Here is a 19,819-nt window from a genome sequence, read left to right as displayed (position 1 = left end):
GCACGCAGACGAAGGAGGTGGGACGCCGTGACCGACGACGAGAAGGCGGCGATGACGCTGGGCCGACGGCTGGACGCGCTGGCTCGCACCCGCCTGCACGCGTTGACGCCTCGGCCCGCGTGGTCGGCCCCGCTCGCGGTCACGTTGCGCCACGCCGAGGACATGGTCGACGTCCTCGGCGAGCGATTCGAGCGAACCGAGATGCCGCCACCCTCACGAAGCGAGTTGCCCGTCCAACTAGCCGACCAACTGGGACGGGTTGCACGGCACCGACCCGCTCCGGACGGCGGCCCGAGCACCGTTGCCCCACAAGCCGAGCCGTGGCTATCGGAGGAAGAGCGCGACGGCGACGCGCCGGACGGCGAGGTGCGCGCGGTCCCCGCGGACGTCCGCTCCAGACTGCGTCGCGAGGTGGGGCCGGCCGCCGACCGGATGCGGGTGCACACCGGCCCGCTGGCCGACGCGCACGCCCGGGCCGCCGACGCCGACGCGGTCACGATGGGACGGGACGTTTACCTGCGGCAGGGGCGCTGGGCCCCCGGGCGCGACGAGGGGGTGGCGTTGCTCGCCCACGAGGCGACCCACGTCGCCGCCCTGATCGACCCGGGAGCGGCCTGGCGCAGGGCGGTCGGCGCGGAATCCGAAGAGACGCTCGCCAGAGCCCGGGAGCGGTCCCTGCTACCCGGTCCGTCCCCGATCGCAGCCATCGGCGCCCCCGCGTCAACCCCGACGGCGTACGCCGCCCCCGCCGCACCTGCCGCCCCGCCGGCGCCTCCGCCCGTCGCTGCGGTCCCGGCGTCGGCGATGCGGGCGGGCGTGGAGCGGGACCTGACGCCCGCCGCTCCGGCGCCGGACCTGGATGCGTTGCGCCGCGGCGTGATCGCCGAGGTCATGCAGCGGCTGCGCTCCGAGATCGAACGAGGAGCATGAGATGCCCGAGCCGCCCGTCATCCGCCGCGCGGCCGTCCGTCCCCCGGCGAGCCTCGAGCTCGCCAAGGCGACGATCCTCAACACGTTCACCGGAGAGAGCTTCCGGGTGATGTACAACCCGGAGGAACTGAAGCTGGAGCAGGGCAACACCTTCGCGGAGGTCGGCATCCCCGGCCTGGGCACACCGCCCGTCCAATACGTGCGGGGCAAGGCGCGCACCCTGTCGATGGAGCTGTTCTTCGACACCTACGAAACCGGCGAGGACGTGCGCACCCGCACCGCGCCCATCGTCCAGCTGCTCGACAAGGACTCCCGCGAGCTGGCACCGCCGGTGCTGCTCTTCTCCCTCGGCCGGCTGCAGTTCCAGAGCGTGCTCGTCGATGCCGGTCAGCGGTTCACGATGTTCCTCAGCGACGGCACCCCGGTGCGTTCCACGCTCTCGGTCCGCTTCCAGGAGTACGTGCGGCTGGACGTGGAGATCCGGCAAGGGCTGTTCTTCGGCTCGCCCACGGTCTCGGCTGCGGTGAACGCGGCCGGCGCCGTCGTCGGCATCTCCGGCACGGTGCACGTCACCAGCGCCGGCGAGACCCTCAGCGGGCTGGCGGCCGCCTACCTCGGCGATCCCGCGCTGTGGCGGCTCATCGCGCAGGCCAACCAGATCGTCGACCCGTTCGACCTCGGGGTCGGCCGGTCGCTGGTCATCCCGCCGCGCGGCGCGACGAGCACCTCAAGTGGGGGACGGACGCCGTGACCGAGCCCTTCTACGCCCCACGCTTCGAGATCCTGCTCTCGGGTGTGACGTTGGCGGCCGACCTGACCGAGCAGGTCGTGAGCCTCACGGTCGAGACCGACCTCGACATGGCGGGCACGTTCAGCCTCGTCCTCCGCAACCCCGACAACGTGCTGCTGGACTCAGCGCTGCTGGACATCGGCAAGAACGTCGAGGTGCACCTGGGCTACGCCGCCGACCTGGTGCCCGCCTTCCTCGGCGAGATCGCCGCCGTGGAGCCGTCGTTCCCGCAGGACGGTCCACCGACCATTCAGGTGACCGGCTACGACAAGTCCTACAAGTTGCGGCGTAACCAGCCCGATCCCACGACGTACACGACGACGACGGACAGCCTGATCGCGACGCAGATCGCGGTGGAGAACGGTCTCATCCCGATCATCGATCCGACGCCCGAGCTGCCGGACGACATCACCCAGAAGGAGAGCGACTTCGCCTTCCTCAAGGCCCGCGCGCAGCGTTACCACTTCGACGTCTACGTCGAGTGGGACCAGCTGCACTTCCAGTTCCCGCGGCCCCAGTTCGCCGCACACGTGCTGGAATGGGGCCGGAACCTGTCCAGCTTCTCTGCCCGGATCTCCGGTGCGGGACTCGCCGGACTCCAGGTGGTCCGCGGGTACAACCAGGAGTTGGCGCAGAGTATCTACGCGGCTGCCCTCGCAGGCGACCTCGACGGCGGCAACCTGCTGGAGCGGCTCGGCAGCAACATCACCGATCTGATCACCTCGCTCGTCCGCTCGGAGTTCCGCGAGCACTCGGTGAAAGACCCGCTGGATGCGCTCAAGCTCGCCACCGCGCTGCTGGCCGACCTGCTCGAAGGGCTCTACGAGGGAGAGGGGTCGTGCGTAGGACTGCCATCGCTCGCCGCGGGTCAGTACCTCGAGATCCGCGGTGTGGGCAAGCGATTCTCGGGCACCTACCGGGTGCGCAAGGTGACGCACCGGCTGGACTCCTCCGGCATGCGCACGGACTTCGTCATCAGCCAGAGTGGCCAGTCGAGCCTCGTCGGCATGTTGCGCGAGAACGTCGTGGAGATGCCGTCACCCCACCAGGAGCAGAAGTTCTACGGCGTCCTCGTCGGCGAGGTCGTCGACAACCATGAGCTGGCGGCGACGCCACCCGAGGCTCCGCTGTGCCGGGTCAAGGTCCAGTTCCCCGACCTGTCCGACAACGTCGTGACCAAGTGGGCGCCGTGCGTTCAGCCGGCCGCCGGCGCGGACAGCGGCTTCTACGCGCTGCCGGACAAGGGCGACCAGGTGGTCGTCGCGTTCCGAAACGGGAACTTCAATGACCCGTACGTCCTCGGCAGTCTGTGGAACGTGAAGGCGCGGCCGCCCGAACGCAACACCGACGGCGGCAACAACCGGCGGGTGATCAAGACGAAAGGCGGCCACACGATCGCCTTCGACGACAGCGCCCAGGCGAAGTCGCTGACCCTTCGGGACTCGGCGGGCAGCGAGATCGTGATGAACTCCAGCAACGGAGCCGTCTCGGTGACCGCGCATAGTTCCCTGACCATCTCCGCCAAGGGCGACATCTCGATCTCGTCCACCAGCGGCAACGTGACTCTGCAGGCCGCCGGCGGGGCGACCACGATCGCCATGAGTCAGACCGGCGTGGACGTGTCGTGAGGGGGCGGCGATGACTGATGAGATCTACGGCCGCGGGCTGAGTTACCCGCTGCGCCTCGACGCCACGGCCGTGAGCACGGCGTCGGGCCCCCGCAAGGTGGAGGAGTCGATCCGGCTCATCCTCGGAACCCAGTACGGCGAGCGACTGATGCGGCCCACTTTCGGATCGAATCTGCGCACGCTGTCCTTCGCACCCAACAACTCCTCGACCGCCAACCTGGCGCGCTACTACGTCGCCGAGGGACTGGCCCGGTGGGAACCGCGGATCGAGGTGCTCGAGGTGGCCGTGGAGAACTCTGCCACGGAGCCGGTGCTGGTCATCTCGATCGTCTACCGGCTTCGCGCCACGCAGGACGTGCACAACCTCGTCTACCCCTTCTACTTGGAGCCCGCGTCATGACGTTCGACGCGAAACTGGGCCGGATCCTGCCGCCCGACCTCGACGACCGCACCTGGCAGGACCTCGTCGACCAGATGCGAGCCCTGATCCCGCGCTACGCGCCGGGGTGGACCGACCACAACCCCAGCGACCTGGGGATCACCCTGCTGGAGCTGTTCGCCTGGCTCGCCGAGGGCATTGTCTACCGGCTCAATCAGGTGCCGGACAAGAACTACATCGCCTTCCTCAACCTGCTCGGGGTCACCCGCGACCCGCCGACGCCGGCGCGCACCTTCCTCACCTTTGTGAGCGGCGCCGGCCCGGTGGACGTCGCCGCCGGCAGCCAGGCATCGACCGCGGCCTCCGCCGGCCAGGCCCCCATGGTGTTCGAGACCGACGAGGACGTGCACGTCGTGCCGCAGCGGCTCGACACCGTGGTGCAACTCGGCCCCTTCGCCGGGACCGGTCTCGTGCCGGGCGCGGACATCACCGCCACGCTCGTCGGACCCCCCGCCGGAGCCAGCCTGCTCAGCCTGCCCGCCGGGCAGACGACGCAGCTCTGCATCGGCTTCGACGCCGTACCCACCGAAGCGCTGCGGCTCGGAATACGCCTGGTGCGGCCGGCCACTTCCGACGTGACGGTGACGTGGACCTACTCGACCGGCAACACGGAACCACTGGCCTGGAAGCCTGTCCCCACTCAAGCGGTCGGACCGAACGCCCACGCGGCCCTCGTTGACGCCACCGCAGGACTGGCCCACAACGGCGACGTCGTCGTCACCCCGCAGCCGGACTGGGGCGCACAACGCGCCGTCCCCGCGCCGAACGGTCCCGCATCGACCGCGTGGACGACGGTGACTGTTCCGCCGACGGCGACGTCACCGCGCAGTGACCCGCGGTTCTGGCTCGGCCTGAAGCTCGTCAACACCGGCGCCGCGGCCGTGGACGTCGGCGTCGAGCGGCTGCTGTTCAACGCGGCCCGCGCGAGCACAGCGCTCACGTTGCGCACGCCGGAGATCCTCGGAACGAGCACGGGCGACCCGTTCCAGACCTTCCAGCTCTCCAAGCGACCGCTGTACCGCAGGCCTGACCTGCATGCGCCGTACGCCGACCTCGTCGTCGAGGTCGGCAGCGGGGTGCCTCCGACGTGGGAGGCATGGAGTGCGGTGGACGACCTTCCACCGGGGGCGGGCAAGGTCTTCCTGGCCAACCCGGTGACCGGCGAGATCTCCTTCGGCGACCACGACCCGCAGAGCCTGAAGGGGCACGGTTCGATGCCGCCGGCGGGCAGTCCCATTCGGGCGCGGTATCGCTACGTCGCCCAGGGCGCGGCGGGAAATGTCGCCGCCGGTCAGGTGGTCGTCCTCGGCACCGCTCCGGGCGGGGGCGGGCTCCCCGGCCTGACCGGCGTCGGCAACCTGGCTGCAGCCGGGGAGGGCACCGACGAAGAGCCGGTCGAGGACACCCTGCGCCGGGCCCCGGACCAGCTGAAGATCCGCGATCGGGCGATCACCGCGGAGGACTACGAGTTCCTGGCCCGGGAAGCCAGCAACGAGGTCGTGATCACGCGTTGCCTGACCCCGAAGGTGGCCATCGACGGAACGCCCTGGACCTATGCCGCGATCATCCGCGCTCCGGGCAATGTGAACGTCGTCGTCGTCCCTGACCAGGGCCCCGCGGTGACCCGACCCGCGCCGACCCCGGAGCTGCTCGCCGAGGTCCTCGCCTACCTCGACCAGCGGCGCGACGTGGGCGCCCACGTGCAGGTGACGGGTCCGCGCTACTGCCCGATCGTGGTCAGTGCCGAGATCGTCGTCTGGCGGGACGAGTTCAAGGATCCCGTGCACAGCCAGACCCTCGACCGGATCACTGCCTTCCTGCACCCCACCCGCGGCGGCGCTGACGGTGCCGGCTGGCAGGTCGGACAGCCCGTGTTCAGCTCCGACCTGTTCCAAGCGATCATGCCTGCCTCCGATCTCGGCTACATCTCCAGCCTTCAAATCAAACCCGGTGTCCCGCCCTACGTCGGCAGCGCCGACCCGACGCAGGCGCGGCCGTTCTGGCAGCCCAACTTCGGGGCTTCCGTCCGGCTCACGGACTACGAATTGGTCTGCGCCGCCGACCCAAGCGCCCACACCGTCACGTCGATCACGCAGGCGCAGTAGGAGCAACGATGAGCGAGCCGAGCTCCTACCTCAGCTACCTTCCGCCCGTCGTCTGGCAGGACGACGACCCCGCGTCGGGGCTGTCCGTCGGCGGCTGGCTCCGGATCGTGGAGAAGGTCCTGACCGGGATCCCGGACGATGTCGCCCTTCCGCACGGCAACCATGAGCACGCGGCCGTCAGCGAGGTCATCGACGGGGTGGACACGCTCTTCGACCCCTGGCGCACGCCCGCGACGTTCCTCCCCTGGCTCGCGTCATGGGTCGCACTGCGCTTCCCGACCGTCGAAGGGGAGCCGATCTGGGACGAGTACCAACAGCGCCGGGTCACCGCCCAGATCGCGCAGGCGCACCGCGGCCGCGGTCTGCGCTCCGGGCTGCGGACCTACCTCGACCTTTACGCGCCCGGCCTGATCCGGACCCGGGTGGCCGTCGACGACGGGAGCCGGGTGCTGTTCGCGGTCCCACGGCCGGACGAGCTCGCCCCGATCGGGGTCCTCGTCGGGCAGGGACCACAGGTGCACGGGTCGACCGTCGTCGCGGAGGGGACGGTGCGGCCGTGGTGCCTGGCCCGCGCGAGCAGTGGCGACTTCTTCGTCGGCGATACCGGCATCCCGGCCGCGATCCCGCATGTCCCGGTCACCCTGCCCAGCCGGGTCTGGCAGATCTCGCCGTCGGGCGCGCACCGGTTCGCGGGCGTCCCACCGAGGCCGCAGCCGACCGCTCCCATGAGCACGTTCGGCCAAGTGTGGGCGATCGCGGTCCGGCCGGCGGTGGGCGGCGCACCGGAGACCGTCTACTGGGTCGACTCGCGCGGTGCGCTGCTCGCCGTCCCGGCGCCGTTCGACGCCGCGCAAGCGACGGCAGTCGCGACGCTCACCGTCCCCGCATCCGGCGGCCAGCCGACCCCCGTCACCCCGGTCGCCATGGCTGTCGACCTGAACGGTGACCTGCTCGTTCTGCACCACGGCAGCGGCCTGGGCACGCCGGACCCGCCACGGATCGTCACCGTAAAGCTGGGGGGCGCCGTTGCGACGGTGTCCGAGCGCGGGCTGACCACGGTCGTCGAGCCGATGTCGCTGCTGGTGAGCCCCGACGGCGTGCTCGTCGTCGGCGACGGCGGCCCGCAGGAGCCGTCCGGTGCGGAGGACCTGCACGGCAACCTCGTCGCGGTCGACCGCAGCACTACGCCGGCGTGGACCGAGAAGGCGCTGCTCCCGGTCGACAACCCGCTCGTCGCACCGACAGCCCTGGCAGAAACCGGGGACGGTGGGCTGTTCGTGCTCGACGTCGGGCTCAAGCCGTTCGCGGCCACCAATGATCCGTTCGTCCGGGCGGTCGCGGAACCGGCGGCGGTCCACCGCGTGGACCTCGGCGCCGCCCCGCAGGTGACCCGTATCAGTGAGCCGGGCTCGATGGTCTACCCCACGGGGATGGTTCGCGACAGCGACCGACTGGTGATCTGCGATCCGGGACTGCCGGCGCCGCCGTCGATCAACCCGGTGTGGCCGCGGCTCGACCCGTTCCGGTTCGACGTCGTCGTCCACTTCGTCGGGGACGACCTTCCCGACGACCCGAACCAGCGGTCCCTGCTCCTGCAGCGCGTCATGGCCAACATCGGCGACGTCGTCGAGCAGAACCGGCCCGCGCACCTGTACTGGGCGCCGATCACCGAGGCCTGAGCCGGGCGGAAGAGCAAAAGGAGAGGTGGACATGACAGAACCCAGCGGAGGGGACGCGATGACCGAGCAGGCGCTGACCCGGCTCGCCGAACTGCAGCGTGAGTACGACGTCGGCCAACGCCGGCTGCAGGAGCTCGTCGCGCAGGAGGTGTCGATCCGCGAAACGCTGCTGCGCATCAGTGGGGCGATCCAGGTCCTGACGGAGCTGTCCGGGCAAGTCGCCGCGCAGGACCCCGAGGCTCCGGCGCCCGGCACCGTGCTGCGGGTCGGCTGATGGCGGGGACGGCGGTCGTCGTCAAGGCGGGTTCGCTGGCGTGCAGCCATCAGGGCAGCGCGACCGTCTCGTCGGTCTCGGCGCGGCTCACCGTCGGCGGGGCGGGTGTCCTGCTGAGCGGCAACGAGGCGGGGTTGGACTTCGCGTTGTGCACCAACCAGACGACGACCACCACGCCCAGCCCGGCCCCCTGCGTCAGCGACATAGCAACCGCGGGCGTGGCCACCAAGCTCACCGTCGGCGGGACGGCGGTCCTGCTCAACGCCGGAGGACCGACCCACCCGAAGGCGATCCCAGCAGCTGTCGGGACGTGGAGCATCCGGAGCGCGGGCCAGACCAAGCTCACGGCCGTGTAGGCCGAGGCAGATGAGGACGAGGTGACCCGATGAGCCCCACCCCGATGACCCGTAGCCAGTACTTCAACGTGGCGACGGGAACTGTCCGCGCCGGCTCGACGAACCACGGCGAGAGCCTGACGGACGTTGAGAGCGGCCTGCTGCCGTTGGCTCGCTCGACGGCATCGAGCCTGCATTCATGGGGCGTCGCGGACGGTCTTACCGTTACGGCGACGACGGGCCAGCCGGGCGTGAGCGTCTCACCAGGTGCCGCGCTGGACTCCTTGGGCCGGCTCGTCGCGCTCGCCCCCGGCGGCGTCGCCGTAGTCGACCCGGCTGCCGACCCGTCGCAGGTCGTCAACATCGCGACGGTGCCGGTGAGCGAAGCCGGTGTCAGCGTCTCCACCGACGGCCTCGGCCCGGCCACCTTGCTCCTCACCGCGACCTTCCGCGAGGTGCAGGACCAGGAGCAGGCCGGAGCCCCGCCGGTACTGCTGCACGCGCCGTGGCTGCGCCTGCGGATCGAGACCTCGGTGGCCGACGACGGGACCGAGGTGGTCCTCGCCCGGGTCAGCCTCGACGCGGCGAATGCAGTGACTGCGCTGGACGCCACGCGGCGACGCCTCGCCGGGTTGCCGGCGGGCAGGCTCGAGTTGCGCCGTCCCGTCACCGCTGGCGGTGCCACGCCCTCGGCCGGGCAGCAGGCCGCGGCCGTGCTCGCTGTCCCGGACGACGGGGGCCTGTCACTCACGGGGACCGCCGGCGGTCCTGAGGTGACGCTGCTCAGCATCGACGCCGCACTCGCGGCCGCGTCGCTGCTGCCCGCGGGCGGGCGTCTCGTTCTCGGTACCGCCGGCCCGCCCAAGACGGTTCTGCACGTCGAGGGGAACGAGGGCGTGCACAGCGGCGGTACGGGCGGCGGGTTCTCCTTCGCCGACCGGGCTGTCGGCGGCTTCGTCGCCGCTCCCTCCGCCGGCCAACGATGGGTCTGGTACGCCAGCGGCGGCACGGCTCGGCTGTGGTCCGGGCGGGACCTCCTCACCGTGGGGACGACCGGCGAGGGCCTGGGGCTCGACGTCGCCCGGCGGATGCGCCTGCGCCAGGGCGGCGACGCCTCGGCCGGACTCTGGTTCTTCCAGGACGGCGCGGCATCGGACCGGGCTTTCGTCGGAATGGCGAACGACAGCCAGGTCGGCTTCTTCGGCGTCGGGGTGGGCTGGGGCCTGACGATGAACGTGACCTCGGGAGAATTGCACTTCGCCGGTGACTACGGACGGCCGGATGGTCCGTCCACGCTGTCGCTGTTCGGGTCGCGCATCGGGGACGTGGGAAACGGCGTGCTCTTCGTGCGCTCTGGCGGCAGTGTGGTGGCCTTCGACGGCGGCGACGCGGTCGGGATCGGCACCGCGAGCCCGGGCGGCCAGCTCGGCGTCGTAAGCAACGGAACGGCGATCGCCGCGACCAACTCGCAGGATTCATTGTTCGCATCTGCGGTCAACGCCAACGGCATGATGGGCGTGTTCGCCCAGGGACGCACGACAGGCGTCTTCGCTTCGGGGAAGAACGTCGGCGTCGTCGGCGCCGGCCCGACCGCGGGTCAGTTCTTCGGGGACGTCTCCATCACGGGCAGCCTGCAGAAGGGCGGCGGCGGCTTCCGGATCGACCACCCGCTCGACCCGGAGAACAAGTACCTCTCGCACTCGTTCGTCGAGTCGCCGGAGATGCTCAACGTCTACCGCGGCACGGTCACCACGGACGACTCCGGCGAGGCCGTCGTTTCGCTGCCGGCCTACGTCGAGGCGCTCAACGAGCAGTTCACCTACCATCTCACTGTGCTCGGCGAGATCGGCGCCGCGACAGTCACGCAGCCCATACAGGAGAACGGATTCCGGATCCGATCGGACCGGCCGGGAGCCGACGTCTGCTGGCTGCTGCTGGGCGTCCGTCGCGACCCGTGGGCCACCGCGCACCGGATCCAGGTGGAGGAGGACAAGAACGACGACGCCCGGGGCCGATACCTGCACCCGCATGTCCACGGCGGCGGCCCGCAGCTGTTCGCTCACCCGGAGTACGAGGAACTGCTTCACCAGGGCACGGAATGACGGACGGGCGGGGGCCGTGAGCGACCATGCGCCGCAGGTCACCCAGGCTCCCCCGACCCGTGCCCCGGCCTCCCGCCCCGCTGCGCCGGAACCGGTCCGGGACGAGTTCGCCGACCTGAGCGACCTGCAGGAACGGCTGGGCAACCGGGCCACTGCGGCACTGATCGAGTCGACCGTCGCCGGGGCCGGGCAACCGCTGGGCCCGTCGTTGCGCGCCGAGATGGAGCGCCGGTTCACGCACGACTTCGGGTCGGTGCGGATCCACACCGGGAACCTCGCGGCCGAGTCCGCGCGAGCGGTCCAGGCCCTGGCGTACACGGTCGGGCACGACATCGTCCTCGGCGCCGGTCAGGATCCCGATTCGGCGTACGGGCGAGACGTGCTGATGCACGAACTCGGTCACGTCGTCGAGCACGGCCCTCCGCCGTTGCCGCGTGGCGGCTCCCTCGCCGTCGGCCACGTCGACGCCCCCGCTGAGCACCAGGCCGACCGCATCGCCGAGGCGGCGCACCGTATGACTGACCGGCGGCCTGAAGCCGTCGAAGCTGCGGTGGGCAAGGGCTTGGCCACACCTGCGCGCGGCGTCGCGAATGCGCGCATGGTGCGCCGGCAACCAGCACCCGGACCGAAAGCTGCAGCCCCCGAGCCGGTCATACCCAGCATGTCCGAGGCCCGGATGGTGAAGCTCGTGACTGACTGGTTGGTCAAGGGATACGAGATCGGAGCCGCAAGAGCCGGCGTGATCATGATCAGCGGAAGCACGATGCGGCTGTACCGCGCCGGACAGCGACAGGCAACGGTCCGGCTGACGTCGGACGCGTTCCCTCTCGGGCCCGGCGTGTACAAGCCAGGGCAGGCCACTCGGCCTGGCCAGCATCAGCTGCTGCGCCTATACCAGGGCGAGCACGACCAATGGCTGGCGCTGGGTCGCGGCGACGCCGATCCGGCGATCAGCAACATGATCGACACCCCCGTGACCGCGGACAAGGCGACCTACACCGAGTACCTGAATTCGGTCGACGCGCACGTCTGGGTGGTTCTGCAGGTCACGCCAACGCGCTCTGCCCAGGACAATGGGGGCAGCGGCGAGGGCGGCGGGGGCGGTGCGGAGGAGGCAGGCGAACCGCTCCCGGCATGGGCGACCCGGATCAACACCCTGGTGCAGACGCGGCTGCACAGCGAGCAGCTCCGGCTGGCCGCGCTGGCCAAGGACACGATCGGAGACACCCGGCCGGAGACCCTGCGGCGGATGTGGGCCGCGGAGGGCATCCCGAAGCGGCTCGCGCTCGGCCGCACCGACAACACACCCGCCGAGCAGGTAACAGTCGACCGCACGTCGGGCGAGAGCACGACGGAGTTCTCGAACGTCGTCCGGCTGAGCGAGCATGACGACGCCGACGTCGTCTGGGAGCGCATCGTCACGGCCGGCCGGGTGCTCTACGCGGGCAAGAGCCGGGCGGACTCGAAACCGGCGCCCGGGCCGGACCCGATCGGGGTGCCGGGCGAGGGCGAACCCGACGAGGACGCAGTACCACCGAACCAGCCGGCCTTCCCGTCGTCGATCCGCTACTACGGGCCCGCTGTCGGCGTCACCGATGTCCCGTTGCACTTCACCATGAACCTCGACTGGACGATCGAGGGTGAGTTTGCCGTCTTCGGCCCGATGGCACTTCGGGGCTACGCCTGGCGCTTCGTTCGCATCCAGGACACGACGGGGACGGCCGCCGACGAGGCGGGCCGCCGCGCACACCGCCGCGAAGCCGGGAAGGCCGCCCTCGACAGGGGATTCGGGGACATCGGCGAGGACCTCGAGTCCTCCTCCGCGCTCGAGTTGCTCACGTCCCACGATCTCGTCGGCGTGGACACAGTGGTCCGGGGCGCTGGCACCCTGATCCGAAGCTTCGTCGCCCTCGCCAGCCAGCCCAGCAACGAGCAGGTCATCAGGTTCGACCGATCCGGCGTCTACCTCGTCACCTGCGTGAGCTCCCATGGCCCCGTGTACGCCACCAAAAGCAACCCGCACCCCTTCGTCCGGGCACCCAGCGTCGCCGCGTACACCTTGCGGGTCCAGTCGCCGCAGGAACTGGCGCGCAGCATGGTCGCCCCGACCCAGCTGGAGGCAGCGCAGGCGTCGCTGGCCGAGCTGGCGGGCAAAGCCCAGCAGGCACCCGCGGACCAGCAGGCCGACCTGCAGCAGGAGGTCCGGGACCAACAGGCCGTGGTCGACAGGCTCACCGCACTCGAGCGCGCCGACCTGCCGACCTCCCTGCGTGCGCAGGCGGAGGCAGGACGGCAGCAGATCGAGCTGGTGCGTCGGCTGATCGCGCTGGAGTCCGCCGGGACGCCGCCGGAGACCTGGACCGACTACGACGCGCGCGTCCTGAGAGTCGACCTGCAGATGCGACACGTCACGGCTGCGGACGAGCTCGCCAGGCTGCAGGCTGCGGTGGCCCAGACGGAGGTGCAGCAGCGGACCCTCAGGGAGGTCACTGACCTCAAGGACCCTGGCTACCACCCGCAGGTCGCCTTCGTCCCGGACGCCGACGGGCGTGTCCTGCCTGTCGTCATGCAGTTGGCGGAACTGGCCGACAGCACGGACAGCCACCAGCGGTGGGTGCTCATCGACGTCTCCGTAAGCGGGCATCGCGATCGGTACCCCGGCAGTAGCACCAGCCGCGGCGCGGCCGGCAGGGCCGAGGCGATCAGTCGGGCGTTCCAGAACTTCGCCGACGAGGTTCCCTACGGGCGCGGCGAGATCGGGATCCGGCTACCGGACGTCCTGCTGGGGCAGTTGGAAGGCCATCTGGTTCCGAACCGGTTGCGGGCGCACCCGGGCTTCGACGCGCGGTCCTTGCAGCGGCTGGAGAGCCTCGCGACGGCGGCTGCGATCGCGAGCCTCGTGGTGACCGGACCGGCCGCGCTGGCGCTGGGAGTCGTCGGCGGCGTGGCCGGCGGGGTCGTCGCCGCCCACCGGATGTACCGACGGTACGAGGGCGGCTACCTGGAGCTGGACCTGACGACGGCGATGGACGTCTTCGCGATCGTCGGTGCTGCGGCCGGCATCGCCGGGCCGATCGCCGGGGCTGTGCCGGCGGGGTCCCGGTTCGTGCGGACGGCGGACTGGGTCGAGCGCGGCGTCGAGATCTACGGCTACGTCCAGATGGGCACATCGCTCGTCATGGTGCCCGTCAGTTATGTGCAGCGCTTGAAGGCGATTCCTGCGGACGCCTCGCCCGGCGAGCGCGCGGCGCTCGCCGCCGAGGCATTCCTCGATGCCGCGAACCAGTCACTGCAACTCGCCGTGGGCGCGGCCCAGATGATCCAACACGCGGCAACCCCCCGCGAGGGCCGGCGGCCGGCGGAACCGGAACTCCCGCCGGTCGAGGAGCGCAGCCCGGCCCAACCCGCCAGAGCCGACGAGCAGACCGCACCGTCCGGGCACGACAGCCTGGAGCAGGTCGCGATCGAGCACGGCATGGTGATCATGGCCCCCGAGGGCCGCAGCCTGTCCCGCCGGTACGCCACCGACCTGTTCGGCAACGCGGTTCGGTCGACGCCGTACGCCGAGGTGGCGCTGCTGCGCAACGTGGAGAGCGGCGACTTCCTCGTCGTGATCGGCGACGCGACGGCCGTGCAGCTGGGTGAGGCCAACCCGGACTGGCACGAGATCCTGCCCGACCGGGCCCGCACCGGGCGCTGGGTGCTGGAGGAGCACAGCCATGCCGCCGACCGCACGACCGGGCAGACCCCGAACCGCGCACGGTGGCCGAGCGGCCCCGACGGGGACTTCCTCGTCGTCGCGGCCGAAGCCCAGCGAACCGGCCGGGTAGCGCGCGGCAGGATCCGGTTGCACGGCGCGCGCGGGGAACAGGTGACCGAATACGCCTATCACCCGGACACGGCACGACCCTACGAGGTGGACATCGCTCTCCCCGGGGGCGCGAGGTACCGGAAGCGGTACGCCACGATCGAGGACTACCTGGCCGACTTCTCGGCCAGGACCGGTGAGCCGCTCCCGGCGCACGTCGCCGACGCCTTCCCGGGAGCGCGCCGCACCGAGCCCAGCCCGGCGGCCGAAACGCCGCGGGCGCAGCCGCCCGCCGGCGACGGCGGAGCGACGGGCTCCGGACCGGTCCGGTCCGGACAGGAGGTCCCGGCCCCGGTCCGGGCCCCCGGAGCTGGTTCGGCCGAGTCGCCGCGGATCCGGAACCGGCGTCAGGAGCTCACCGCCCGCGAACAGTCAGCGCGGGAGGCCGCGGAGACCGGCGACCCGGCCCGGATCGCCGAGGCCGACCAGCGGCTGCTCGATCTGGACCGGGAACTGCTGAACGGTCTCGAGGGCACCGAGTTCACCGCGCAGCAGGCTGCCAGGATGTCCGACGCGGGGCTGGATGTCGGCCAGATGCGAGCGCTGCACTCGTTCGCGGGCGACGGTGCCGCCGCGTTGGTCGAGCGCCGCCCGCTGGGGGAATTGCGCGACATCGGGGAGTTCGCCGCGCGCATCGAACCACTGTTGGCCGAACCCACGACTCAGGCGGCTCTCGCGCACCTGCAGCAGGCCGGCACGACGAATCCGGCAACGATCGCCAAGCACCTGCGCGGTGTTCCAGCCGAACAGCTGCCCGCGCTCATGCGCGTGCTCGCAGATCCCTTGCTGCAACTGCGCGGGTTGCAGGAGCAGCACTGGAACCTACTGAGCCGGCCGGACGTCGTCGCGCTCATCGACACCTACGGCTCGGCCATCTGGCGGGCGCTGTACAAGACGGAGCTCGGCGGTCGCAGCCACACCGTGCTCGAGCGGCTGGCCGCACGCGTGGCGCAGTCCCCGGCCGAGGGCGAGGCCCTCGTCGAGGCAGTCCTGAACGCCCGTGGAACACGGGCGCGGGAGCGGGTGCTGGACATTCCGGCGCCACCGAGAGCGCCCCGGCCGCGGCGGGGCCCCGAGATACAGGCGTCGCGCGACGACGCGCTGTGGGGTGGCTTCGTCGCGGACGCCCAGAGCTTCGTCGACACCCATCCCGAGTGGTATGCCTCGGCCGCCCAAGGGGAGAACCCTCCGACTCGGGCGGAGCTGATCGAACGGGTCGCGATCATCAGTCAGGTCCGATCCCTGGCACGGCGCGGGCAATACGACCACATGACCCGCGAGCAGCGCCTGACGTTGCTGGACGACTACATCCGCTTCGCGCGCGACACCGGGTTCAGCGGCGACTGGCAAGGCATCGCCAACCAGGCGTCCGGGGCGCTGAGCGAGGCGTTGTTCCTGCCGGAGGGCGCACGGCGGGGCGTGCGGTTGCCGCATCCGGTTTCAGACCCTGCGAAGCCACCCGAGACGACGCTGCCGGACTACGAGATGCCTTCCTCGGACCGGGTCGTCCAGGGCGTCCGCAACTTCGTGGAGCAGAAGTCCAACCGCCTGTCGGCGGACACGGGCGCAAGGGTCGACGCCGGCGATGTCGCTCTCGCTCGCACGCACCTCGCCGACGGTAAGAAGGACCAGCCCGGGATCGCGGCCGCCCGAGCCGAAACGTTGCCGGGCTTCGAGGCGCCGGCCGGCGGCGCGGTCCACCTCATCGAATACGTCAGGGTGCCCAACCAGGCCACCCGCGAGGCGATGTATGAGGTCCTTCTCAGCACCGACTCTCCGCTGACCGCCGTCAAGTTCGGCGACCTGCCGTGGATGACGCGCGACCAGTGGACTTCTCGTCCCCGTGTCCCCTCCACACCGCGCTGACCCATGATCCTGCAGCCACCCCGCCCGTCTCACGCCGCGGCGGCGCGAGACGATGAACGAAACTCACCGGATCCCATCGAAAGGGGCGGTCGTGTCGACCGAGACCTCCAGGCACACTCCGGCAGTCACTGAGCTCGGCCAGCGCTACCAGTTGCCGGCCGGCTCGCAGGAGCGGTTCGACAAGGATGGCTTCGTGCGGCTGCCCGGCGTGCTGTCGCCGGAGACGATCGCGGCGTACGAGCCCGAAATCACCGACAAGGTGATCGAGCGCAACACGATGCACCTGCCGTTGCCCGAACGGTCGACGTATGACAAGGCCTTTCTGCAGGTGGAAAATCTGTGGGAGCACAGCGCGACGGTGCGGGAGTTCGTCTTCGCGCCACGACTGGCGCGCATCGCCGCCGAGCTGCTCGGGGTCGAGGCGGTCGCGCTCTATCACGATCAAGCCCTCTACAAGGAGGCCGGCGGCGGCATCACGCCCTGGCACGCGGACGAGTTCTACTGGCCGTTCGCGACCGACCGCTGCTGCACGGTCTGGGTGCCGTTGCAGGAGACACCAGCCGAAATGGGGCCCCTGGCCTTCTCGGTGGGAAGTCAGGCTTTCACATTCGGCCGGGATCTCGGCATCAGTGACCAGTCGGAGTCTGAGTTGCAGCGGGAGCTATCGGCGCAGGGGTTCCCCGTCTACGACGAGCCCTACCGACTCGGCGATGTCAGCTACCACCTTGGTTGGACCTTCCACCGAGCCGAGCCCAACCGCACCGAAATCCCGCGCCGGGTCATGACGGTGATCTACGTCGACGCCGACATGGAGCTCGTCGAGGCCACCAACGACAACCAACGGTCGGACTACGCCACCTGGTTGCCCGGGCTCGCGCCGGGCGACAAGCCGTCCGGCCCGCGCAACCCGGAGCTCTACCGCCGCACGGGCTGAGTCAGCCGCGAAGACTCAGGGCTGTCCCGTTACCAGTTCGGATCCTCCGGCCCGTCGCCGAAGTCGGGTACGTCGAGGCGGGCCCCGGCTTGCTTCGCCGATTCGTAGCCGACAACGCCGGGCAGGGTGAACCGGGCCGCACGCCAGGCATTCACCGGCGGGTGCGTCTTGGTGGTGACGGCGCGAACGAAGTCGTCGGCCAAGAAGTGGTGGGCGCCTTCGTGGCCGTTGTGCGCACTCTCGAACTCCTTGGGCAGCCGGCTGCGGTCCTGCACCTTGGCGTTGCCGGAGGCGAAACTTTGCAGCAGCGCCGGATCGACGTCGCCGAAGTCATCCGGCACCTGTTTCGTGCCGGTGTAGAACAGATCGCTGATGTCGACCGTCTTGCCCTTGGCGTAGTCCTCGCCCTCGGTCTTGACACTCAGCGTCGCCCCGTGCCCGGTCTGCTCCATGACCTGGTCGGTGCCGTAGAACCGGAAGCGGGACTCATGGCCGTTCCAGTAGCCGACGCGCCGGAACTCATTGGTCCGCATCGCTGCGCCGTCGGCCAATTCGAACAGGGCGCTCATGTTGGAGAATTCGTTGCCCCACTGCGACACGGTCGCATCGAAGACGCCGTCACCGCGGTCGTCGCGGATGCCGATACAGCTGACGGAGACCGCATGCGTCGGAAGTGCACCGAGTACGCCGCCGATCGCGTGGGTTGGGTACAGCATGGGCGGGTAGCTAGCGGTCTTCTTCCAGTCATCGCCGCCGCTGTACTGGTACGCGGCGTAGAAGCCGTTTTCCATGTCGTGGACGTAGTCGCCTTCGGCGTAGAAGACGCGGCCGAAGTCACCGGCAGCGACCTTCTCGCGCGCCCAGACCACGGCTGGGTTGTAGTAGCTGGTTTCACCCATCATGTAGATCAGGCCGGTCTGGTCGACCTTCTCCACGATGGCCTTGACGTCCTGGACGCTGATCGCCATCGGAACGGCGGAGTAGACGTGCTTGCCCGCCTCGAGCGCCTGCAACACCAGCGGGCCGTGGGTCCAGCGCTGGGTCATGATCGCGACCGAGTCAACCTGGTCGGAGGCGAACATCTCCTCGGCCGTGGTGAAAACACCCGCCAGGCCGTACTTCTGCTGATGCTCCCGGGCGCGCTCGGGGACGACGTCGCAGGCATAGACGGCCTCGACCTCGGGATGCAGCTGCCAGAGCGCGATGAAGCTGCGCGCGAACTGTCCCGTCCCAACTACGCCAATCCTCATCAAACTTCCCTTCACGTCATATGGGCCGTGTCGATCCTAGAACCCGGGCGACTGCAGCGGGTCGCCGGAGGGTGCCCACCCTTCACCGTGCTTCCCTGGCGCCCTGTCCGGGAGCGTGACCCGGGACTACGGCGTTGGCACCCGGGCCGGTCTCCGGATTCCTGCTAGCAGCAATGCATGGCGCGCTGTGCACTGAAAATCTGTTCGTATGGCATTCGGTGTCCTGATTGTGGACGACAACCCGTTGTTCCTGGAGGCTGCTCAGGGTCTCCTGGAGCGCGATGGTCTGCGCGTCGTCGGCTTGGCGGCCACCGTGGCGCAGGCGCTGCAGCAAACAGCGGAGCTCCGCCCGGACGTCGTCCTCGTCGACCTCAACCTCGGCGATGAGAGCGGATTCGACATTGCCCGACGCCTGGCCGAACACGACCGCGGCGGCGGGCCGGCGGTGATCCTGATTTCCACCCACGCAAAGGACGACTTCGCAGACCTCATTGCCGAGACCCGTGTGGCGGGGTTCCTGTCGAAGGGGGAACTTTCGGCCCACGCAATCCGGCGGATCGTCGATGGCGGCGAGGAATGAGACCCGTCGACCGTCGCTCGCGCTGAACTCGCGGTCCGCCGCGGCTGGCTAGTGATGACTAGGGGCTAGCGTCCGGAGAGCCGGTCCGCGGTGCCTTGGGTTCGGCGCTGGGGCCGGCGGGCAGGTGGACGTGCAGCGTTGTGCCATGGCCGGGAGGGCTGAGGATCGAGATTGTTCCGCCGAGAGCCTCGACCCGGTCTTTAAGACCGATGATGCCGGAGCCGCGGCTGGGTTCGGCGCCTCCGATGCCGTCGTCGCGTATCGAGAGCGTGAGGTCGCCGTCGCAACCGTCCACCCTCATGGTGACGACCGACGCCAGCGCGTGCTTTACGGCGTTCGTAAGTGCCTCGGAGGCAATGTAGTAGCCGGCCGCTTCGAGCCGCTCCGTGGGCCGCGAGGCGAGGCCGAGTTCGACTTCGACCGGTATCGCGGAGCGCCGGGCGAGCGCCTTGAGTGCTGGGCCGAGCCCGGCCTCGGACAGCACGGCTGGGTGGATGCCGCGCGAGATCTCCCGCAGTTCGTCCAGCACGGTCCCGAGACCGTCGGCCAGCAGCGATAGCTCGCCCTGCATCTCACCTGAGGGCCTGGGTGACATCGTCTCGATGGTGCGGACGTTGAGGGCCAGCGAGACAAGGCGCTGCTGAATGCCGTCGTGCAGGTCACGCTCCAGCCGCCGGCGGGTCTCGTCGGCGGCGGCGACGATCCGGGCACGCGAAGCGGACAGCTCGGCGCGGCTCTGGGTGTTGGCGATGGCGGTTCCCAGGAGCTCGGTGAACTCGGCGAGACGACCCTCCGCGTGATCGGGGATGGACCCGTCCGTGGACGCGATCGTCACCAATCCCCACACGGCTCCGTCGACAACGATCGGCGCGGCGGCGACGCTATGCAGCCCCATCGCGCGCGCCGTGGCGGCGAAGGCACCGGGCCGGCGTGAATAATCCACCACCCTTCCCGCGCGACCCGTCTGGCGCACTCGTGCGCCCAGCCCTGACGCATCGTATGGCCATTGCGTGCCCGGCTGGAACGGGTGCGGCCGGTC

General features: G+C 70.3%; 14 protein-coding genes. 12 read left to right on the top strand and 2 right to left on the bottom strand.

The features are described from left to right. The 11 genes from VGH85_03800 to VGH85_03750 form a co-directional block, all read left to right on the top strand. The coding region (locus VGH85_03800; protein ID HEY2172915.1) for a DUF4157 domain-containing protein at window positions 1-930 on the top strand (930 nt) is incomplete at its 5' end. Window position 931: 1 nt separating this feature from the next. Further along, window positions 932-1,681, top strand: coding sequence for a LysM peptidoglycan-binding domain-containing protein (locus tag VGH85_03795; GenBank protein ID HEY2172914.1), 750 nt, complete (start codon window positions 932-934; stop codon window positions 1,679-1,681). After that, window positions 1,678-3,348, top strand: coding sequence for a phage baseplate assembly protein V (locus VGH85_03790; GenBank protein ID HEY2172913.1), 1,671 nt, complete (start codon window positions 1,678-1,680; stop codon window positions 3,346-3,348). Before VGH85_03795 ends, VGH85_03790 begins: the two co-directional genes overlap by 4 nt. Window positions 3,349-3,358: 10 nt before the next feature. Beyond that, window positions 3,359-3,748, top strand: a complete 390-nt coding sequence (locus VGH85_03785; protein ID HEY2172912.1) for a GPW/gp25 family protein — start codon at window positions 3,359-3,361, stop codon at window positions 3,746-3,748. Continuing rightward, entirely contained in the window at window positions 3,745-5,892 is a 2,148-nt protein-coding gene (locus VGH85_03780; GenBank protein ID HEY2172911.1) for a putative baseplate assembly protein, read from the top strand. Before VGH85_03785 ends, VGH85_03780 begins: the two co-directional genes overlap by 4 nt. Before the next feature lie 8 nt (window positions 5,893-5,900). After that, entirely contained in the window at window positions 5,901-7,571 is a 1,671-nt protein-coding gene (locus VGH85_03775) for a phage tail protein (protein HEY2172910.1), read from the top strand. Window positions 7,572-7,602: 31 nt separating this feature from the next. Further along, window positions 7,603-7,845: a hypothetical protein gene (locus tag VGH85_03770; GenBank protein ID HEY2172909.1), complete on the top strand. Its 243-nt coding sequence runs from the start codon at window positions 7,603-7,605 to the stop codon at window positions 7,843-7,845. After that, a complete protein-coding gene (locus tag VGH85_03765) occupies window positions 7,845-8,201 on the top strand; it encodes a hypothetical protein (GenBank protein HEY2172908.1) in 357 nt (118 codons plus the stop codon). The genes VGH85_03770 and VGH85_03765 overlap by 1 nt, the downstream gene beginning before the upstream one ends. A 29-nt stretch (window positions 8,202-8,230) precedes the next feature. Continuing rightward, on the top strand, window positions 8,231-10,282 hold the full coding sequence (locus tag VGH85_03760; protein HEY2172907.1) for a hypothetical protein: 2,052 nt from the start codon (window positions 8,231-8,233) through the stop codon (window positions 10,280-10,282). Window positions 10,283-10,298: 16 nt separating this feature from the next. Beyond that, on the top strand, window positions 10,299-16,016 hold the full coding sequence (locus VGH85_03755) for a DUF4157 domain-containing protein (protein ID HEY2172906.1): 5,718 nt from the start codon (window positions 10,299-10,301) through the stop codon (window positions 16,014-16,016). Window positions 16,017-16,107: 91 nt separating this feature from the next. Continuing rightward, window positions 16,108-16,950 carry a phytanoyl-CoA dioxygenase family protein gene (locus tag VGH85_03750; GenBank protein HEY2172905.1) on the top strand — a complete coding sequence of 281 codons (843 nt, stop codon included), beginning with the start codon at window positions 16,108-16,110 and terminating at the stop codon, window positions 16,948-16,950. Between the two features lie 29 nt (window positions 16,951-16,979). On the opposite strand, the gene VGH85_03745 is transcribed toward VGH85_03750, so the two are convergent. Beyond that, the gene (locus tag VGH85_03745; GenBank protein HEY2172904.1) at window positions 16,980-18,200 is read right to left on the bottom strand and encodes a Gfo/Idh/MocA family oxidoreductase; all 1,221 of its coding nucleotides are present in this window, start codon (window positions 18,198-18,200) and stop codon (window positions 16,980-16,982) included. Between the two features lie 208 nt (window positions 18,201-18,408). Here VGH85_03745 and VGH85_03740 point away from each other — a divergent pair, with 208 nt between their 5' ends. Beyond that, complete coding sequence (locus VGH85_03740) at window positions 18,409-18,780, top strand: response regulator transcription factor (GenBank protein ID HEY2172903.1); 372 nt, start codon at window positions 18,409-18,411, stop codon at window positions 18,778-18,780. Window positions 18,781-18,838: 58 nt separating this feature from the next. Here the strand turns inward: VGH85_03740 and VGH85_03735 are convergent. Continuing rightward, window positions 18,839-19,819, bottom strand: a 981-nt coding sequence (locus VGH85_03735) for a GAF domain-containing sensor histidine kinase (protein ID HEY2172902.1), incomplete at its 5' end; no start/stop codon positions are given.

The sequence above is a fragment of the Mycobacteriales bacterium genome (assembly GCA_036497565.1).
Lineage (GTDB): Bacteria > Actinomycetota > Actinomycetes > Mycobacteriales > QHCD01 > DASXJE01.
The sequence above is the reverse complement of the archived record's forward strand: the minus strand, read 5'-3'. Positions and strand labels throughout refer to the sequence as shown.